This is a genomic window from Streptomyces lincolnensis (assembly GCF_021173675.1).
In the GTDB taxonomy this organism is placed as follows: Bacteria; Actinomycetota; Actinomycetes; order Streptomycetales; family Streptomycetaceae; genus Streptomyces; species Streptomyces lincolnensis_B.
In genome coordinates this window covers 105302-123227 of the sequence record NZ_JAIHON010000008.1, presented here as the reverse complement: position 1 = coordinate 123227, position 17926 = coordinate 105302, and the positions used below count along the sequence as shown (strand labels likewise).

The window sequence follows — 17926 nt, the reverse complement described above, 5'->3', positions numbered from 1 at the left end:
CAGGCCAGGCGGGAGGTGTGGGTGCCGGGCGGGGGGTTGAAGGGGGTTACGTCGGCTCGCAGACGTAGGGATTCTCGACCTCCGAGCAGAGCCGGTTGCCGTATTCGCGCAGGACGTCCCTGCCGCCCTGGTCGGTGAGGTAGGTCAGGAAGGCGGCGGCGACGGAGCCGGCGGGCGGCTCGCCGTAGGTGTAGGCGAACTCGGTCTGCCAGTACGGGTAGTCGCCGTTCTCGACGGCGTCCAGGGTGGCCCGCTGGCTGGCGATGGGCAGCTGGACGATGTGCTCGTCCTCCTTGGTCTTCGCCGCGGCGCTGCTGACCTCGCTGTAGCCGAGGGCGCCGGGGGTCCCGGCCACGGTCTCCAGCATGGTCTGGGTGCTGTCGACCTCGCAGACGCCGTAGCCGTCCTCCTCCAGGGCGGCGCAGTTCTCCACCGTGGGTCCGAGTGGCTGCTTCTTGTCCAGGACGCGGGAGACGAGGGCGCTGCGGGTTCCGGAGGTGACGTGCCGGTTGACGAGGTGGACGGGGACGTCGGCGCCGCCCAGCTGGGACCAGTTCCTGACCTTCCCGGCGTACAGGCGGCGGATCTGGTCGGGGGTGAGGTTGCCGACGCCCGCGTCCTTGTTGACGACGAGGGTGAACACGGAGTAGGCGATGGCCCGGCTGAGCACGCGGGCGTGGTCGCCGCCGACGATGCCGTCCGCGAAGGTGATGTGGTCGCCGAGTCCGTCGCCCACCTCGATCTTCCTGTCCCGGCCGGCCTTCTCCAGGTCGGCCAGGCCCTCGCCGCTGCCGTCGAAGGTGCCCTCGTCGATGGGGATGCTCACGTCGGCGCCCTGGCAGGCCTCCTCGTAGCGGGCGGCGGCCTCCCGGACGGCGGGCGCGAAGGCGGTGGAACCGTTGAGGTGAAGCGTTCCGCCGACGCAGTCCAGCGGGGTGCGGTTCTCGGGCAGGAACAGGGTGATGCTCTGGGCGGTGACCGCCAGCGCCAGCAGCCCTATGCCGATCCAGGCCGGGCGGGAGGCGAAGACATGGCTCTCGGTGCGGGCCAGCTTGAACCTGAAGTACCGGACCAGCGGCTCGAACCAGCGGCGGGGCCCGCCGACGGCGCCGACGAAGACCGGCCTGGGGAAGGGCGCGCCGGTGTCGTCGTCCGTCCAGCGCTCCAGCACGACGAGCACCTTGTACTCGGCCCGCAGCGGCAGCTTCGCCTTCGGCAGCCTGACCACTCCCCTGCGCAGGTCGCCCTCCTCGACGTTCTGGTAGCCGAAGCCCTCGTCCTCCGGCGTGAAGAAGGTCTCCAGCTCCGGCTGGCTGAGATGGGTCACGACGAGACCGGCGACCTGGCGGTCCCGGAAGGTGACCGTGATCCCGCAGGGGTTGGTGCCACGGGTCAGGTAGTCGGTGTCCTCGATCGGCGCCGAGCCCGCGTTCTCGATCCGCAGCAGGACGAAGGAGGGGTCCTTCAGCCGGTGGCCGTCCCGCTGCATGTCCCGCAGCACTCCGGCGTACGGCGACTGGGTCGCGTCGGCGGCGAGCGCGTCCATCTGCACGCGGTAACCGAGCCGCTTGCGGCCGACGACCGCGAACTCCCAGAGGAACGCCAGGGAGGGGATCGCGATACTGACCACGGCGACCCAGTTGTCGAAGTCGAGGTCCATCCCGGGATCCCCCCATCCCCTTGACCCGGCCGATGGTTGAAGGGCCGAGTAGTTGTCAGGGTGCCCAGGGTGACGAGTGCGGGCGAAGCGTTGCCAGGGCCGCGGAAATCCTCCGGCGGAAGTTCATCCCGGGGTCACCTGGGCAACGTTTCGTTCGCCTGACGTGCACCCGCCGCACAGGCCACCCGCTACCGTTGACCGGATGAGCAGCGATGAGAAGCCGGCGGTACCCCGGTCCCTCGCGGAGGCGCTCCGCGCACGGGACGACGGGTCCCTCGCCGCGCTCCTGCGCGCCCGCCCGGACCTCATCACCCCCGTCCCCACCGACCTGACCCAGCTCGCCACCCGCGCCGGCACCCGGGCGTCCGTGGTCCGCGCCCTGGAGCGCCTGGACCGGTTCGCCCTCCAGACGGCGGAGGCGCTGGCCGTGGCGGGCGAACCGGCGCCGTACGAGGAACTGCTCTCCCTGCTGGCCGGCGACGACGGCGATCCGGCGGTCGTCGGCGCGCTGCCCCGGGCCCTGGCCACCCTGCGCGAGCAGGCCCTGGTGTGGGGCGCGGACGACCGGCTGCGGCTGGTCCGCACCGCCCGCGAACTGCTCGCGCCCACCCCGCAGTACCCGTCCCCCACCGGCCTCGGCCCGACGGTGCAGGAGGCCACGGCGGGCATGTCGCCGGGCCGCATCCAGGAGATCGTGACGGCGGCGGGCCTGCCCTCCACCCATGACTCGGTGTCCGCGGTGACCGCGCTCACCGGCCTGTTCGGCGACCGCGGACGCATGGCCGCGCTGCTCGCCGAGGCCCCGCCGGAGTCCCGGGAGGTGCTGTCCCGGCTGGTGTGGGGGCCGCCGTACGGGCAGGTCACCGCCGAGCCGGCCGCCCATGTGCGCTGGCTCCTGGACCGGGGGCTGCTGCTGCCGACTGCACCGGGGACGGTCGTACTCCCGCGTGAGGTGGCGCTGCATCTGCGGGCGGGGCGCGCGCACCGCGCGACCGAGCCGCTGCCGCCCGCCGTGGAAGCCGCGGGCACGCACCGTCCACAGGTTGTGGACGGAACGGCGGCCGGGCAGGCGTACACCGCGCTCGCGACCGTCGAGGAGCTGCTGAAGGACTGGGACGAGGGCGGGCCGACCGTGCTGCGGGCCGGCGGGCTCAGCGTCCGCGACCTGAAGCGGACGGCCGTCGCCCTGGACGTGTCCGAGCCGATCGCCGCCTTCTGGGTCGAGCTCGCCTACGCGGCCGGGCTGCTGGCCTCGGACGGCGAGGCCGACGAGCGGTACGCGGCCACCCCCGCCTACGACGAGTGGCTGGAGCAGCCCGCGCCGCAGCGCTGGGCCCGGCTCGCTCAGGCGTGGCTGACGGCGACCCGGACGGCGGGGCTGGTGGGCGGGCGGGACGCCAAGGACCGTACGTTGTCGGCGCTCGGGCCCGGCCTGGACCGCTCGGCCGCCCCCGAGGTGCGGCACCGGGTGCTGACCCTGCTGGCCGGACTGCCGGAGGGCGCCTCCCCGAGCGCCGATTCGGTACTGGCCCGGCTGCGGTGGGAGCGCCCCCTGCGCGGACCCCAGCGGGAGGACGACCTGCGCGGGCGGCTCGCCCGGTGGACGCTGACCGAGGCGGAGCTGCTCGGGGTGACCGGGCGGGGCGCGCTCTCGGCGCACGGGCGGGCCCTGCTGGGGGCCGCGGCGGCCGTCCCGCAGGCGGCCGTTCCGACGGCGGCCGAGGAGCCGTCGGGGCCCGGTGACAAGCTGCCGGTCCACCACGTGCCCACCGTCGTGGAACCCCTCTCCCCCACCGAGCAGGCGGTCGCCACCGCCGCGGCCGGCCGGCTGCTGGCCCCGCTGCTGCCCGAACCGCTGGACCACGTCCTGCTCCAGGCCGACCTGACGGCCGTCGCGCCCGGACCGCTCAAGCGCCCGCTGGCCGACATGCTGGACGTGCTCGCGGACGTCGAGTCCAAGGGCGGGGCGACCGTCTACCGCTTCACGCCCGGCTCGGTGCGCCGCGCCCTCGACTCCGGTCGCGCCGCCTCCGACCTGCACGCCTTCCTCGCCGAGCACTCCCGTACGCCGGTCCCGCAACCGCTGGCGTACCTGATCGACGACGTGGCCCGCCGGCACGGCCACCTGCGGGTCGGCTCGGCCTCCGCCTACGTCCGCTGCGACGACGACGCGCTGCTCAACGAGATCATGGCGGACAAGCGGGCGGCGGGCCTGCGGCTGCGGCGCCTGGCCCCGACCGTGCTGGCCACCCAGGCCGATCCGGCCACGCTCCTCGACGGACTGCGCGCGATGGGCTTCGCACCGGCCGCCGAGTCCGCCGAGGGCGACGTCCTGATCACCCGCGCCCTCGCCCACCGCACCCCGCCGCGCACCGCCCCCGAGCCCGTCCCGGACGGCCCGCCGGTCCCCGACGCGACCCTCCTGACCGCCGCGATCCGCGCCATCCGCGCCGGCGACCTGGCCTCCACCACGCCCCGCAAGCCCACCGCCACCCCGGCGGACGGCGGCGCACTGCCCCGCACCAGCTCCGCCGAGACCCTCGCCACCATGCAGGCCGCCGTCCTCACCGGCGAGGCCCTCTGGATCGGCTACGTCAACGCCGAGGGCTCCGCCAGCCAGCGCGTCATCGCCCCCATCCGCGTCGAGGGCGGCTTCGTCACGGCCTACGACCACACCGCCGACGAGGTCCGCACGTACCCGCTGCACCGGGTGACGGGAGTGGCGGAGCTGGCGGAGGAGTAGGAGCTTCCGGTGGTGCGGGCGTCGTGCGGGGTGAGATCACCCCTGCGGGTGTACGTCCGTGATCATGCACGCCACGCCGGAGACTTCCCACCCATGAGGGAGCTTGATCGGCGCGCCGCATTCCGGCGGAAGGCGCAGGGCAGCCACGGGATGTCCTGATCAACTCCGGGCCGCTCGCAGCGGGCCCGGGGCCTGCAAGAGAGGAAGCCGCCTCATGCGCGCTGCCCGTCGTGTCGCCGCCGTTCTGACCGCCACCGCCCTGCTGATCGGCGCCTTCGCCACCCAGGCCGCCGCCGTCGGCATCGACGTCGCCGGCCTGGTCATCGAGACGCCGCAGATCTGACCCGCCGCGCTCGTCCCTCGGGCCGGCCTCCGCTGTCCGGGCCGGCCCGGCCTTCCCCCTCCCCTTGGGTACAGCCGCTGCTGTACGTCCGTACGTCCGTGAAAGGCCTGCACGTCCCCATGCGCTCCAAGATCCCCGTCCCCGCCCGCGCCACCGCCGTCGCCGTCTCCGTAACGGCCCTGCTCTCCGCCGCCGCGCTGGTCGGCGCGCTCGCTCCCGAGGCCTCGGCCGCGCCCTCCGCTGCCGCGCTCCCGCTGCCGATCCCGGCCGCCGGGGTCGAACCGCTGATCACCGAGGGGGTCACCGTCGAAGGGCCCCTGATCAACACGATCGCCCTGCCCTCGCTGAAGTAGCCCGGCACGGGAGCCCACCGGGTGCCCCGCCGCATGATCCGCCGCGTACGGGAGAGGAACCTGTGCGCGGCGATCAGGCACACTGGACGTTTGGCCGAGACTGACGGCCTACGGAAAGGGTGCCGCGTGTGAATGGTCCACTCATCGTCCAGTCCGACAAGACCCTGCTCCTGGAAGTCGACCACGAGCGGGCCGACGACTGCCGTCGGGCCATCGCGCCCTTCGCGGAGCTGGAGCGGGCACCCGAGCACATCCACACCTACCGGGTGACCCCGCTCGGCCTGTGGAACGCGCGCGCCGCCGGGCACGACGCCGAGCAGGTCGTGGACGCGCTGGTGGAGTACAGCCGCTACCCGGTGCCGCACGCGCTGCTGGTCGACATCGCCGAGACGATGGACCGCTACGGTCGGCTGACCCTCAGCAAGCACCCGGCGCACGGACTGGTCCTGACGACCACCGACCGCCCGGTGCTGGAGGAGATCCTGCGCTCCAAGCGGGTCGCCCCGCTGGTCGGCAACCGCATCGACCCGGACACCGTGGCCGTGCACCCCTCCGAGCGCGGGCAGATCAAGCAGACGCTGCTGAAGCTGGGCTGGCCGGCCGAGGACCTCGCCGGGTACGTGGACGGCGAGGCGCACGCGATCGAGCTGGTCGAGGACGGCTGGGCCCTCAGGCCGTACCAGAAGCAGGCGGTGGAGAACTTCTGGCACGGCGGCAGCGGGGTCGTCGTCCTGCCCTGCGGCGCGGGCAAGACCCTCGTCGGCGCCGGGTCCATGGCGCAGGCAAAGTCGACCACCCTGATCCTCGTCACCAACACCGTCTCGGCACGGCAGTGGAAGCACGAGCTGGTGAAGCGGACCTCGCTGACCGAGGACGAGATCGGCGAGTACAGCGGGACGAAGAAGGAGATCCGGCCGGTCACCATCGCCACCTACCAGGTGCTGACGACCCGGCGGAAGGGTGTCTACCCGCACCTGGAGCTCTTCGACTCCCGGGACTGGGGCCTGATCCTCTACGACGAGGTGCACCTGCTGCCCGCGCCGGTCTTCAAGTTCACCGCGGACCTCCAGGCGCGGCGGCGGCTCGGTCTGACGGCCACCCTGGTGCGGGAGGACGGGCGGGAGTCCGACGTCTTCTCCCTCATCGGGCCGAAGCGGTTCGACGCTCCCTGGAAGGAGATCGAGGCGCAGGGCTACATCGCGCCCGCGGACTGTGTCGAGGTGCGGGTCAACCTCACCGACTCCGAGCGGCTCGCGTACGCCACCGCCGAGACGGAGGAGAAGTACCGCTTCTGTGCGACGACCGCGACCAAGCGGAAGGTCACGGAGGCGATCGTGCGGCGGTTCGCCGGGCAGCAGATCCTCGTCATCGGGCAGTACATCGACCAGCTGGACGAGCTGGGGGAGCATCTGAACGCGCCCGTGATCAAGGGTGAGACGTCGAACGCCCAGCGCGAGAAGCTCTTCGACGCCTTCCGGGAGGGCGAGATCAGCGTGCTGGTGGTGTCCAAGGTGGCGAACTTCTCCATCGACCTGCCGGAGGCGACGGTCGCCATCCAGGTCTCGGGCACCTTCGGGTCGCGCCAGGAGGAGGCGCAGCGGCTGGGGCGGGTGCTGCGGCCGAAGGCCGACGGACACCAGGCCCACTTCTACTCGGTGGTCGCCAGGGACACCATCGACCAGGACTTCGCGGCGCATCGGCAGCGGTTCCTGGCGGAACAGGGGTACGCGTACCGGATCATGGACGCGGACGAGCTGTTGGCGGAGGGCTAGAGGCGTACGCGGGATGCCTTACGGCATACGCCGGGTCACTTACGGCGTATGCCGGCTTCCTCGCCGTACTCGCCGAGGATGATCACGTCGAAGGCGGCGCCGGCGAAGACGCGCACGGCGCGCAGGGCGTCGCCGAGGCGGTGGCGGGGGGCGTCGGAGAGGGAGGTCGCGCCGGACGGGCGACCGGGGGCCGGGGTGAAGGTCGCTGCACTCATGTCTCCATGGTCCCTTTTCAGGCATAAGGAGAGCATCGGTCTGTGGGGCGAACCGTCGTGGTCATCGCGTAGTACTCAGGAGTGACCCACTGCCCTCAGGGTGGAGGGGCCCGTCCCCTAGGGGACGGCACAGGAACGGCGCGAGGCACAGCGCGGGGGCGGGAAAACGGTTGGCCTCCCGCGCCCCCGCTCGCCTAGAATCCCCGCTCTTGCCCGCCTCCTCCCGGAGCGCCGCCGACCGGACGGAAACCGGCCGGCATCTCTCGCAGTACGCACCTTGCAGTCCTCCCGGAGGCACCCCCTTGTCCACGCCTACGCCCACGCCCGCCGACGATCCCCTCTCCCGCGAGCGCTCCCACCTCGCCGCGTCCCGCACGGCCCTGCGCGCCATGCGCGAGGACGTGGAGTCCCTCGACATCACCGACGTCACCGCGAACTGGGTCAACGCCGAGGTCCTCTCCCGCCAGATCGACGACCGCATCAAGGCCCTCGCCGACCTCAGCGACACCCCGCTGTTCTTCGGCCGCCTCGACTACCTGCACGCGCCCGGCTCCGACCGGGCCGAGGGGGCGGAAGGGGAGCGCTTCTACATCGGGCGGCGCCACGTCCACGACCAGGACGGCGACCCGATGGTCATCGACTGGCGTGCGCCGGTCTCGCAGCCGTTCTACCGGGCCTCCAAGAAGGACCCGATGGACGTCGGGCTGCGCCGCCGCTTCGGCTACACCGGCGGCGACCTGACCGCGTACGAGGACGAGCACCTCTCCGACCCCGCCGAGGCGGCGGCCACCAGCAAGCTCCTCCAGCGGGAGATCGAGCGTCCCCGCGTCGGCCCGATGCGCGACATCGTGGCGACCATCCAGCCCGAGCAGGACGAGATCGTCCGCTCCGGGCTCGGCGGCACGGTGTGCGTGCAGGGCGGCCCGGGGACCGGAAAGACGGCCGTCGGCCTCCACCGGGTCGCGTATCTCCTCTACGCCCATCGCGAGCGGCTCGCCCGCACCGGCACGCTGGTCATCGGACCGAACCGGTCCTTCCTCCACTACATCGAACAGGTCCTGCCCGCCCTGGGCGAGTTGACGGTCCGCCAGGCCACCGTCGACGACCTGGTGGCGCACGTCGAGGTACGCGGTACGGACGACACGGCGGCGGCGGTCGTCAAGGGCGACGCCCGGATGGCCGAGGTGCTGCGGCGGGCCGTGTACTCCCACGTGACCATGCCCACGGAACCGGTCGTCGTGGTGCGCGGCTCCCGGCGGTGGCGCGTCCCGGCGTACGAACTGGAGGACATGGTCCGCGAGTTGCTCGCCCGCGACATCCGCTACGGCGCCGCCCGCGACGCCCTCCCGCAGCGCATCGCGCACGCGGTGCTGGTGCAGATGGAGCGGTCCGGCGAGGCCCCGGACGACCGGGTGCAGGACGCGGTGGCCCGCAACAGCGCGGTCAAGGCGGCGGTGAAGGCGATCTGGCCGCCGGTGGATCCGGCGAAGCTGGTCCTGCGGCTGCTGACCGACGCGGACTTCCTCGCCGCCCACGCGGAGGGGTTGTTGAGCGAGGACGAGCAGAAGACCATCCTGTGGGCGAAGGTCGTGCGCTCGGTGAAGTCCGCGAAGTGGTCCCCGGCGGACGCGGTGTTGATCGACGAGACGCGGGACATCGTCGAGCGCACGCACTCCCTCGGGCATGTGGTGCTGGACGAGGCGCAGGATCTCTCCCCGATGCAGTACCGGGCGGTGGGGCGGCGCTGCACGACCGGTTCCGCGACGGTTCTCGGTGACCTCGCCCAGGGCACCACGCCCTGGGCCACGCGGAGTTGGGACGAGGCGTTGGGGCATCTCGGGAAGTCGGACGGGGTGATCGAGGAGCTGACGGCGGGGTTCCGGGTGCCGACGGATGTCATCGCGTACGCGTCCCGGCTGCTGCCGCACATCGCGCCGGGGCTGACGCCGGTCGCTTCGGTGCGGGAGAACCCGGGGTTCTTCGAGGTGCGTACGGCGACGGGGGTGGGGGATGTCGTCGCCGCGTGTGAGGAGTTGCTGGGGAATGAGGGGTCTGTCGGGTTGATCGTTGCGGATGCGCGGGTGCCGGAGTTGGCGGGGGCGTTGACTGCGGCGGGGGTGGGGTATCTGGCGCCGGGTGAGGAGACGACGGCGGAGACTCGGTTGACGTTGGTGCCGGCTTCACTGGCGAAGGGGTTGGAGTACGACTACGTGGTGCTGGATGAGCCCCAGGCTGTGGTGGATGGGGAGCCGGATGAGCGGACCGGGTTGCGGCGGTTGTACGTGGCGTTGACCCGGGCGGTGTCGGGGTTGATCGTGGCGCATGGGGCGCCGTTGCCGGTTCAGCTTTGAGTGTCGCGTGCGGGTGTGTGGGGGCTGGTCGCGCCCGCGCGGCGGAGCCGCATATCGACACAGCCCCGCGCCCCTTAAGTGGGACTGGTCACCGCTCGTCCAGGATGTGCCGCCACTCGGCTACCGCCTTCGCCGACACCGGGTGCTCCCAGCCCTCCGGCCTCGCCGCGCCCCCGATGTGGAAGGCGTCGATGCCTGCCGCCCTGAGGACCGGCACGTGCTCCAGCCTGAGTCCCCCGCCCACCAGCAGGTGCTGCTCGTACCGCCCCGCCTCCGCGAGCAGAGTGTTGAGCCCGGTGTCGACCCCGGCCGCCGATCCCGCCGTGAGGTAGGTGTCGAGGCCGGGCAGGTCGGCCAGCTGCTTCCGCAGCGCGTCCCGGTCCGCCGCGTGGTCGAGGGCCCGGTGGAAGGTCCACCGGCAGCCGTCCAGCACCTCGATCACGCGCTCCACGGCCGCGAGATCCACCGCCCCGTCCGCGTCGAGGAAGCCGAGGACGAACTCCTCGGCCCCGGCGTCCCGCATCTCCTGGGCCACCCGCACGAGCCGGTCGACGTCACCCGCCGCGAACCCGTCCGACAGCCGCAGCATCACCCGCAGCGAGAGGTCGACGGCGGACCGGATCCCGGCGAAGGCCGCGACGGACGGGGTCAGGCCGTCGGCGGCCATGTCGGTGACCAGTTCGAGACGGTCCGCGCCTCCGGCCTGGGCGGCGACGGCGTCCTCGGGGGTGAGGGCGATCACCTCCAGGACTGCACGCTTGCTCATGGGACCCCATTCGTGTCGTCGTCACCGGCCGGACTACAGGTCTAGTCCAATTTAGCCTACGACGATACGCGCCACCGGTCAGCCGTAGCTCGACACCGGCCGCCGTAGCTCGACACCGGTCAGCCGTAGATGTTCAGCTCCGCCTCCTCCACCCCCGCCAGCTCGTACGACACCCCGGCCGCCGGCCGCCGCCCCGTGTACAGCCGTACGAGAGTCGTCGCGTCCCCGATGTACCGGGCCGGAGTCCGCTCGCCGCTGGGGTCGCCCAGGAGCAGGGGCTCGTCCCGGTCGTCGAGGTCGGCGTGGAGGGGGAGCTGTCCGCGCTCGCGGGTGATGCGGGCGAGGAGGGCGAGCGCGTCGGGCAGTCCCGGGCCCCCGTAGGCCCCAGGCTCGCCGAGGACCTCCCGTACGTCCCCCGCGTGCACCCATTCGCCGAGCCCGACCCCGTCCAGTACTCCGCCCGCGGCGGCGATCACGGGCCCCGCCTCGGTCATGCCCCGCTCCAGTTCGTCCAGTACCCGGGCATCGGACCACTCGGCCCGCTCGGCGATGTCCCGGTCGTTCGACTCGGGCGAGAAGACCCCCCTCTCGAACCGGCTCTCCACGACCCGGGTCAGCACGGACGAACAGTGGGCCAGCACGTCCCGCACGGTCCACCCCGGACACGCGAGGGTCGGCAGGGCGAAGTCCTTGTCGGGCCGGGACCGCAGCAGCGGGATCAGCGCGTCGCGCTCGGTGGCCAGCAGCCGTCCGGGCAGCTCGGGGTCACGTGCGTCAGCGATAGTCATGACCACCACGCTAGGGCTCCCGCCCGGGCCGCGGGGAGAATCCGGCGACGGGGAGAATGGCGACGGGGAGAATAAGGACATGGCCGATCCCGACGCCCTGCGCACCCGCTTCACCCACGCCCTGGAAGCCGCCCGGGGCGGGCCGGACACCCCCGGCCCCGACCCGCTGCCCTACGCCGACAACCTGCTGGCCCGCTGGCGGGAACCGCAGCGCCGCTACCACACGCTCACGCACCTCACGGCGGTCCTGGACCACATCGACGTACTGGAGAAGCACGCGGCCGACCCGGACGTCGTCCGCCTCGCCGCCTGGTTCCACGACGCGGTCTACTTCCCCGACCGCTCCGAGAACGAGGAGCGCTCGGCCCGCCTCGCCGAACGCGCCCTGCCCGAGGCGGGCCTGTCCGCCGCGAGGACCGCCGAGGTGGCCCGGCTGGTCCGCCTCACCGTCACCCACGACCCGGCCGACGACGACCCCGACGGCCAGGTCCTCTGCGACGCCGACCTCGCGATCCTCGCCGCCCCGCCCTCCGCCTACGCCGCCTACACGGCCGCCGTCCGCGAGGAGTACGGCTTCGTCCCCCAGGCCGCCTTCCGCGAGGGCCGCGCCGCGATCCTGCGCCAACTCCTCGACCTCCCCCGGCTGTTCAGGACGCCGTACGGGGAGCGGGAGTGGGAGGCGACGGCACGGTACAACCTGGCCGGCGAACTGGCACTGCTCGAAAGCTGACCAGGCGGGTCGCCGCCCACGAGGACCCTTCGGATCAACCCCCGTCCGGGCCCGGTAAATGAGGTTCGTTCGGGCGGCCGAGCCCATAGTCTGCGCCGTATGCGACACATGGGCGGGGACCGAGTCGAAGAGGCCGTGGCAGGCAGCGTCGCGCTGCTGCGGACGGTGGCGGAGCGGGACTGGGCGGGGGTGAGGGCGGGCCGGCTGGAGTGGGACTGTGCCACGACCGCGTTCCACATCGGCGAGGATCTCGTGGCGTACGCGGCGCAGTTGGCGGGGCGGGCGCGGAACGCCTACGTGCCGTTCGAGATCACCCTCGACGAGGGCACCGACAACGCGGGCATCGTGGATGTCATCGAGGCGACCGGCGCCCTGCTCGCCGCCGCCCTCCGCACCGCCCCCCGGGAGGCGCGGGCCTTCCACCCGTACCCCTTCCGCAGCGCGAACCGGGACGGCTTCGCGGCGATGGGGGTCGCCGAGGTGCTGCTGCACACGCATGACATCGCCGAGGGCCTGGGCATCGCGTACGAGCCCGCCGCCGAGCTCGCGGAGTACGTGCTGACCGGGATCTTCCCGCACGTCCAGCCGGGCCAGGACCACTGGCGCACCCTGCTGTGGGCGACCGGCCGCGGTGAGCTGCCCGGGCGGGCCCCGGTCACCCAGTGGCGCTGGAACAACAACCTGGTGATCGACGCGGACCGGCTCACCCTCCAGGGCGTCACCCCCGCGGCCGCCGCCGACCTGGCCGCGGGCGGCGACGGCGGCTTCGAGTGGCTCGGCGACGGGCCCTTCGAGGGCACCCGGGAAGCGGCCGGGATGGTCCTCAAGGCCTACGAAGGGGGCGTGCACCGCCCGGAGTTCGGCCTGTTCGCCCTGGTCCGCCGCGCGGACGGGATCGCCGTGGGCGGCATGGGCTTCCACGGCGCCCCCGACGAGGACGGCCGCGCCGAGGTCGGCTACGACCTGGTCGAGGCCGCCCGCGGCAACGGCTACGCCACCGAGGCCCTGACCGCCCTGTCGGAGTGGGCCCTCGCCCGCGACGACGTCCACGCGCTGTGCGCGACGATCGAGACCGGCAACGCCCCCTCGCAGCGCGTGATCGCCCGCGCCGGATTCACCCGCGCCTCCGTGGAGGACGAGCGGACGGCCCACGCCGAGCACGACGACCCGGAGGGGGAGCTGCGGCTGTACGTGCGGCGCGCGGGAGACCGGCCCTAGCGCCCGGTCTCCGGATCGCAGCATCCCTCCCGCCGCATGTGCCGGCTCACCTCCAGCCAGTGAGACTCCCCCGCGGCCCTCCGTGCGGTCGCCGTCTCGAACGCCCCGACCAGCTCCGACTGCTCGAACAGCACGCCGCCCCGGAACACCGCCGGTGTCCGGATCAGGTCGGTGAAGTCGGTGAACGGGTCGCCGTCCACGAGGGTGAGGTCGGCGAGCTTGCCCTCCTCCAGCGTGCCGAGGTCGGAGTCGGCGCCGAAGACCCGGGCGGGCAGCAGGGTGGCGGTGCGCAGGGCCTCGGCCGGGGACAGTCCGGCCCGGTGGAGGGCGCGCAGGCCCAGGTGGAGGTGGAGGCCGACCGGGACGAGCGGCTGGTCGGTGCCGAGGGCGACCAGGCCGCCGCCCGCGAGGACACGCCGGTAGAACGACAACTCGCGGTCCAGCGTGGAGAGTTGGGCATCCGTCGGCGGCTGTGCGGCCAGCTGGCGGACCATCGCGGTGTCCCACGGCGGCATGAGGGTGGTGACCCGCGGATCCTCGGCGAGGGACGGGTCGGCGCCCAGCAGGGGCAGGGCGGTGAACGGGGTGGCGACGAGGTGGAAGTCGGTGCCGGTGTAGATCTCCTCGACGTCCTGGAAGGAGTTGCCCGCGGCGGTGGTCGCGTGCCCGAACTCCAGGCGCTGGGTGGCCTGGAGATGGGTCGTCAGGTCCTGGCCCAGCTGCACGCCCGGAGTGCACAGATGGCTGCCGCTGCGCACACCGAGCCGGTGGTGCGCGAAGTCGGCGGCCTCCTTCATCACCCAGCCCGGGGCCCGTACGTACGTCTTGACGAAGTCCCAGTCGAGGGCCGCCGCGCGCTCCAGCGACCTGCGCAGTCCCTCCCGGGTGCGGTGGGCGCGGCCCATGCTGTAGGCGACGCGGGAGCCGTCGAGGAGTTCGCCGGTGGACAGCAGGCGCGGTCCGGCCAGGTCACCGGCGGCGACCGCCTCCCGGATCCTGGCCTGCTCGTAGGCGAAACCGCCCAGGGAGACGGCGGTGGTGATGCCGTAGGCGAGTTGGAGTGCCGTCTGACGGCCGCCGTACGTCGTCTGCCAGGGGTGGGTGTGGGCGTCCCACAGGCCGGGGAGAACCGTGCGGTCGCTCGCGTCGACGCGACGGGCGGCGGGGCGGCCGGTGCGGTGCGGGGCGACCTCGGCGATACGGCCGTCGCGGATGACGACGTCCATGTCCTCGCGGACTTCCGACCCCGTGCCGTCCCAGAAACGTCCGGCACGTACGACCGTGTCGGCGGGGCGCGGTCTGCGATGGTCCAGCCGGATCCGGACGGTACGGGTGGTGCCGCTCGCGAGGTCGTGCAGGCGCGGGGTGCCCGCGGAGAGGTAGAGCAGGGTGCGGGCGTCGGCGGACCAGGACGGATGGTCGGCGGGTTCGTTCGTCAGGCGGCGCGGCTCGCCGTCGGGGGTGCCGTCGGCGCGCACCGGGAGCAGCCAGAGCGCGGACTCGGCGACGACGGCCATCCAGCGGCCGTCCGGGGACCACACGGGTCCGGAGTCGTAACGGTCGGAGAGGGAGGTGTGCGGGGCCAGCGGGTGCAGGACCGCGCTGCCGTCGGTGGTGTCGACGACCCGGATGAGGTTGTAGCCCTCGCGGAAGCGCTGGTTGAGGCGGTTGCGGTCGCACAGCGCGAGATACCGGCCGTCGGGCGACCAGCTGGGGCGGCCGGGGAGCCCGCCCGCGCCGAGCGGGGCGGCCAGGACGCGTTCGGTACCGGCGGACAGGTCCCGCACGACAAGATTGCCGGACATGTCCAGGCAGGCCAGCCGGGTGCCGTCGGGCGCGAGGGCGGGGAAGATCCGGCCGCCCTCGGCGAGCACGGTGTCCTGCCCGGAGGCCAGGTCCCGGCGGCGTACGGCGAACAGGCCGTCGCGGTCGTCGGTGTACAGCAGTGCCTTGCCGTCCGGGCTCCAGGCGGGCGCCGTCACATAGCGGGTGGGCGGCACCCGGAGGATCCTGCGGGGAGCGCGGCGGCCGTCCGTGCCCGCGGTCCACAGCGCGTTGAGCGCGACGAAGGCGACCGTGCGGCCGTCGGGCGAGAGGACGGGCAGGTGCAGCGCGCGCACGGGCCGGGTGCCGGTGCCCTCGAAGTCGTAGGCCTTGACGCGGTAGCGGGGCCGGTCCACGGGCAGCCCTGCGGTGAACGGGATCTCCTCGCCTCGCTCCTCCGGCTTGTCCGGGTCGACGAGGCGGACATGCCCGTCGGCCATGAGCAGCAGCCGCCCGTCGTCGGCCCAGCGGGGCGGCGCCGGCTGGACGTCACCCTCGACGGCGACCGGGGTGCCGTCCACGACGAGCCGGCAGGAGGCCGTGGGGGACGGCGTGGTGCGCAGGTAGGCCAGGCGGCCGGCCGGTGAGACGGCCGGGGTCATGAGCTGGGCGCCGGAGGTGTCGGTGTGCTCGGTGGTGACCGGTCCGGTGCCGTCGGCGGCGACCGAGGCGACGGTGTCGGCGCGCAGGGTGCCGGACGCGGTGACGGCGGCACGGACGAACAGCACCCGCTCGCCGTCGGGCGACCAGGCGGGGTCGAAGTCCTCCCAGGCGCCGTCCCGGGCGGGGCCCTCCTGTCCCGGACGTCCGGTCAGCCGGGTCAGGGCGCCGGTACGCACGTCCAGGACCCAGATCCGGTACGGGCTGCCGGTCACGGTGTCGCCGCCGCGCTCGGAGGCGAACGCGATCCGGGTGCCGTCCGGCGACCAGGCGGGCGCCCGGTCGTCCCACGGCCCGTCGGTGAGCTGCCGCGGCTCGCCTCCGTCGGGGCTCAGCGTCCACAGGTGGAAACCTCCGCCGTGGTATCCGCATACGACGAGACGCTTGCCGTCGGGCGAGAACTGCGGGCGGGTGGGCTCCAGTTGGGGCACGGTGAGCGCGGTGGCCGCTCCGCCCGAGCGCGGGACGGACCACAGCACGTTCTGCGCCTCTACGACGACCCGGTCGCCGGTCGGCGAGAGGGTCGCGGAGCCGCCTGTGGCGGTGGTGAAGGTGAGGGTGGTGGTGGTGGAGGTGGAGGTGGCGGCGGTCCGGGAGGGGGCCGCCACGGCCGGTGCGCCGACCGCACCGACCGTGGCGACGGCTCCGGCCACGACGGTGGCCTGGAGAAAGCCGCGGCGGGAGACGGAGATGTCAGAAGAGACGGAGATGCCGGAGGAGACGGAGGAGTCTTCCAAGTCCATGAGAGTTCCCTGCGGTGTGGGGGATACCGAAGAGAATGCCCATGACAGTCCGCGCTCACGCGGCTCCTAGGACCCCGCCCGCCCCTTCGGCCGCCGCAACCCCGCCCCGACCAGCAGCCGCACCACCTCCCGGCTGCTGACCTCCACCGCCCCGGCCGCCACCACCTCCGCGTACCGGTGCGAGGGGATGTCGTAGTGGTCGCGCTCGAAGGCCCGGCGCGGGACCCCCGCCCGCTCGGCGAAGGTGTGGAGTTCGTCGAAGGAGGTGTCGCTGACCAGGTGGGACCACATGCGGCCGTGGCCGGGCCAGGTCGGCGGGTCTATGTAGACGGTCACGAGGAGGGCGTCCCGCCGGTCGCGGGGTTCAGGGATCCCACGGCGGCGACCTTCACGCCGGCCTGGTGGCAGACCCAGTGCGGGTCGGCGCCGAGTTCCGGCTCGACCTCCAGGGCGTGCGGGTCGCCGGAGCCGCAGACCGGGCACAGGGGCCAGCGGCCGTAGGCCTCCAGCAGGGCGTCCTGGACGTCCTGCGCGACCAGGCCCGCGACGAACTCGGCGCCCTCCGGCCACTGCTCCACCCACCATCGCCGCTGTACGACGGAGTCCTCGACCATGGACACCACGTCCGCCGCGGCGACCTCGTTCGCGGCCAGATCGGCGAGCACGAGGGCGCGTGCCGCGTGCAACGCCTGCTCCAGGGGGCTGATGGGGTGGTCGGAGGGGTCCATGAACCCATTGTGCGCACTCTTGACCACGACACCGAGCCGAAAATATCTTTCACATGTGACACAGAACGTGAAGGAAATTTTCGGAGGCGGGAACGGAGCCGGAGGTGGCCGGGTGGGTGCGCAGGCGCAGGTTCCTCCCGCCCCCGCCGCCCTCGCCGCCAAGGTGCGCACGCTGGCCCCGTCCATGACCCGTTCCATGCAGCGGGTCGCCGAGGCCGTCGCCGGCGACCCGGCGGGCTGCGCGGCCCTCACGGTCACCGGCCTCGCCGAACTCACCGGCACCAGCGAGGCCACGGTCGTACGGACGGCCCGGCTGCTCGGCTACCCCGGCTACCGCGATCTCCGCCTCGCCCTCGCCGGCCTCGCCGCCCAGCAGCAGTCCGGGCGAGCGCCCGCCATCACCACCGACATCGCCGTCGACGACCCCATCGCCGACGTCGTCGCGAAACTCGCCTACGACGAGCAGCAGACCCTCGCCGACACGGCGGCCGGCCTCGACACGGTCCAGCTCGGAGCGGCCGTGGCGGCCCTCGCCTCGGCCCGGCGCACCGATGTCTACGGGGTCGGCGCGAGCGGGCTCGTCGCCCAGGACCTCACCCAGAAACTGCTGCGCATAGGGCGGATAGCCCACGCCCACAGCGATCCCCACCTAGCCGTCACCAACGCCGTCCAGCTGGGCTCGGGCGACGTGGCCATCGCGATCACGCACTCCGGGTCCACCGGGGACGTCGTCGAGCCGCTGCGGGTCGCCTTCGAACACGGGGCCACGACGATCGCGATCACCGGGCGGCCGGACGGGCACATCGCCCAGTACGCCGACCACGTACTGACGACGTCCACGGCACGCGAGAGCGAGCTGCGGCCCGCCGCGATGTCCTCCCGGACGAGTCAACTGCTGGTGGTGGACTGTCTGTTCGTGGGAGTCGCCCAGCGGACCTACGACACGGCGGCGCCCGCGCTGTCGGCGTCGTACGAGGCGTTGGCGCATCGGCATCGGCGGTAGATCGTAGGGCTGACCGTATGTGGTGATCT

General features: G+C 73.2%; 15 protein-coding genes. 8 read left to right on the top strand and 7 right to left on the bottom strand.

All coding sequences use genetic code 11. The annotated features are described in order from the left end of the window. Positions 1-46: 46 nt before the first annotated feature. Positions 47-1660, bottom strand: a complete 1614-nt coding sequence (locus tag K4B79_RS24320) for a substrate-binding domain-containing protein (RefSeq protein ID WP_232029013.1) — start codon at positions 1658-1660, stop codon at positions 47-49. 202 nt (positions 1661-1862) lie between these two features. Between K4B79_RS24320 and K4B79_RS24315 the strand changes: the two genes are divergently transcribed. From K4B79_RS24315 to K4B79_RS24305, 4 genes are all read left to right on the top strand, one after another. Beyond that, complete coding sequence (locus tag K4B79_RS24315; protein WP_232029012.1) at positions 1863-4403, top strand: helicase C-terminal domain-containing protein; 2541 nt, start codon at positions 1863-1865, stop codon at positions 4401-4403. Between the two features lie 214 nt (positions 4404-4617). Continuing rightward, a complete protein-coding gene (locus tag K4B79_RS47900) occupies positions 4618-4746 on the top strand; it encodes a hypothetical protein (RefSeq protein WP_257785185.1) in 129 nt (42 codons plus the stop codon). 119 nt (positions 4747-4865) lie between these two features. Continuing rightward, a complete protein-coding gene (locus K4B79_RS24310; RefSeq protein ID WP_232029011.1) occupies positions 4866-5099 on the top strand; it encodes a hypothetical protein in 234 nt (77 codons plus the stop codon). Between the two features lie 128 nt (positions 5100-5227). Further along, the gene (locus K4B79_RS24305; RefSeq protein ID WP_232029010.1) at positions 5228-6871 is read left to right on the top strand and encodes a DNA repair helicase XPB; all 1644 of its coding nucleotides are present in this window, start codon (positions 5228-5230) and stop codon (positions 6869-6871) included. Between the two features lie 35 nt (positions 6872-6906). On the opposite strand, the gene K4B79_RS24300 is transcribed toward K4B79_RS24305, so the two are convergent. Then, entirely contained in the window at positions 6907-7086 is a 180-nt protein-coding gene (locus K4B79_RS24300; RefSeq protein ID WP_232029009.1) for a hypothetical protein, read from the bottom strand. A 302-nt stretch (positions 7087-7388) separates the two neighbouring features. Here K4B79_RS24300 and K4B79_RS24295 point away from each other — a divergent pair, with 302 nt between their 5' ends. Next, positions 7389-9437 carry a HelD family protein gene (locus K4B79_RS24295; RefSeq protein WP_232029008.1) on the top strand — a complete coding sequence of 683 codons (2049 nt, stop codon included), beginning with the start codon at positions 7389-7391 and terminating at the stop codon, positions 9435-9437. An 88-nt stretch (positions 9438-9525) separates the two neighbouring features. Here K4B79_RS24295 and K4B79_RS24290 read toward each other — a convergent pair whose 3' ends face one another. Both K4B79_RS24290 and K4B79_RS24285 read right to left on the bottom strand, forming a co-directional pair. After that, positions 9526-10203 carry a copper homeostasis protein CutC gene (locus K4B79_RS24290; RefSeq protein ID WP_232029007.1) on the bottom strand — a complete coding sequence of 226 codons (678 nt, stop codon included), beginning with the start codon at positions 10201-10203 and terminating at the stop codon, positions 9526-9528. A 119-nt stretch (positions 10204-10322) separates the two neighbouring features. Then, positions 10323-10991, bottom strand: a complete 669-nt coding sequence (locus K4B79_RS24285) for a maleylpyruvate isomerase family mycothiol-dependent enzyme (protein WP_232029006.1) — start codon at positions 10989-10991, stop codon at positions 10323-10325. A 79-nt stretch (positions 10992-11070) separates the two neighbouring features. Here K4B79_RS24285 and K4B79_RS24280 point away from each other — a divergent pair, with 79 nt between their 5' ends. After that, the gene (locus K4B79_RS24280) at positions 11071-11721 is read left to right on the top strand and encodes an HD domain-containing protein (protein WP_232029005.1); all 651 of its coding nucleotides are present in this window, start codon (positions 11071-11073) and stop codon (positions 11719-11721) included. Positions 11722-11829: 108 nt separating this feature from the next. Further along, on the top strand, positions 11830-12939 hold the full coding sequence (locus K4B79_RS24275; protein WP_232029412.1) for a GNAT family N-acetyltransferase: 1110 nt from the start codon (positions 11830-11832) through the stop codon (positions 12937-12939). Here K4B79_RS24275 and K4B79_RS24270 read toward each other — a convergent pair. The 3 genes from K4B79_RS24270 to K4B79_RS24260 form a co-directional block, all read right to left on the bottom strand. Further along, the gene (locus K4B79_RS24270; protein WP_232029004.1) at positions 12936-16166 is read right to left on the bottom strand and encodes an amidohydrolase family protein; all 3231 of its coding nucleotides are present in this window, start codon (positions 16164-16166) and stop codon (positions 12936-12938) included. The genes K4B79_RS24275 and K4B79_RS24270 overlap by 4 nt on opposite strands. A gap of 66 nt (positions 16167-16232) precedes the next feature. Next, entirely contained in the window at positions 16233-16502 is a 270-nt protein-coding gene (locus tag K4B79_RS24265) for a DUF4031 domain-containing protein (RefSeq protein WP_232029003.1), read from the bottom strand. Continuing rightward, a complete protein-coding gene (locus K4B79_RS24260) occupies positions 16499-16894 on the bottom strand; it encodes a hypothetical protein (protein WP_232029002.1) in 396 nt (131 codons plus the stop codon). Before K4B79_RS24260 ends, K4B79_RS24265 begins: the two co-directional genes overlap by 4 nt. Positions 16895-16949: 55 nt before the next feature. Between K4B79_RS24260 and K4B79_RS24255 the strand changes: the two genes are divergently transcribed. Further along, complete coding sequence (locus K4B79_RS24255) at positions 16950-17897, top strand: MurR/RpiR family transcriptional regulator (protein ID WP_232029001.1); 948 nt, start codon at positions 16950-16952, stop codon at positions 17895-17897. The last annotated feature ends 29 nt before the right edge of the window (positions 17898-17926 follow it).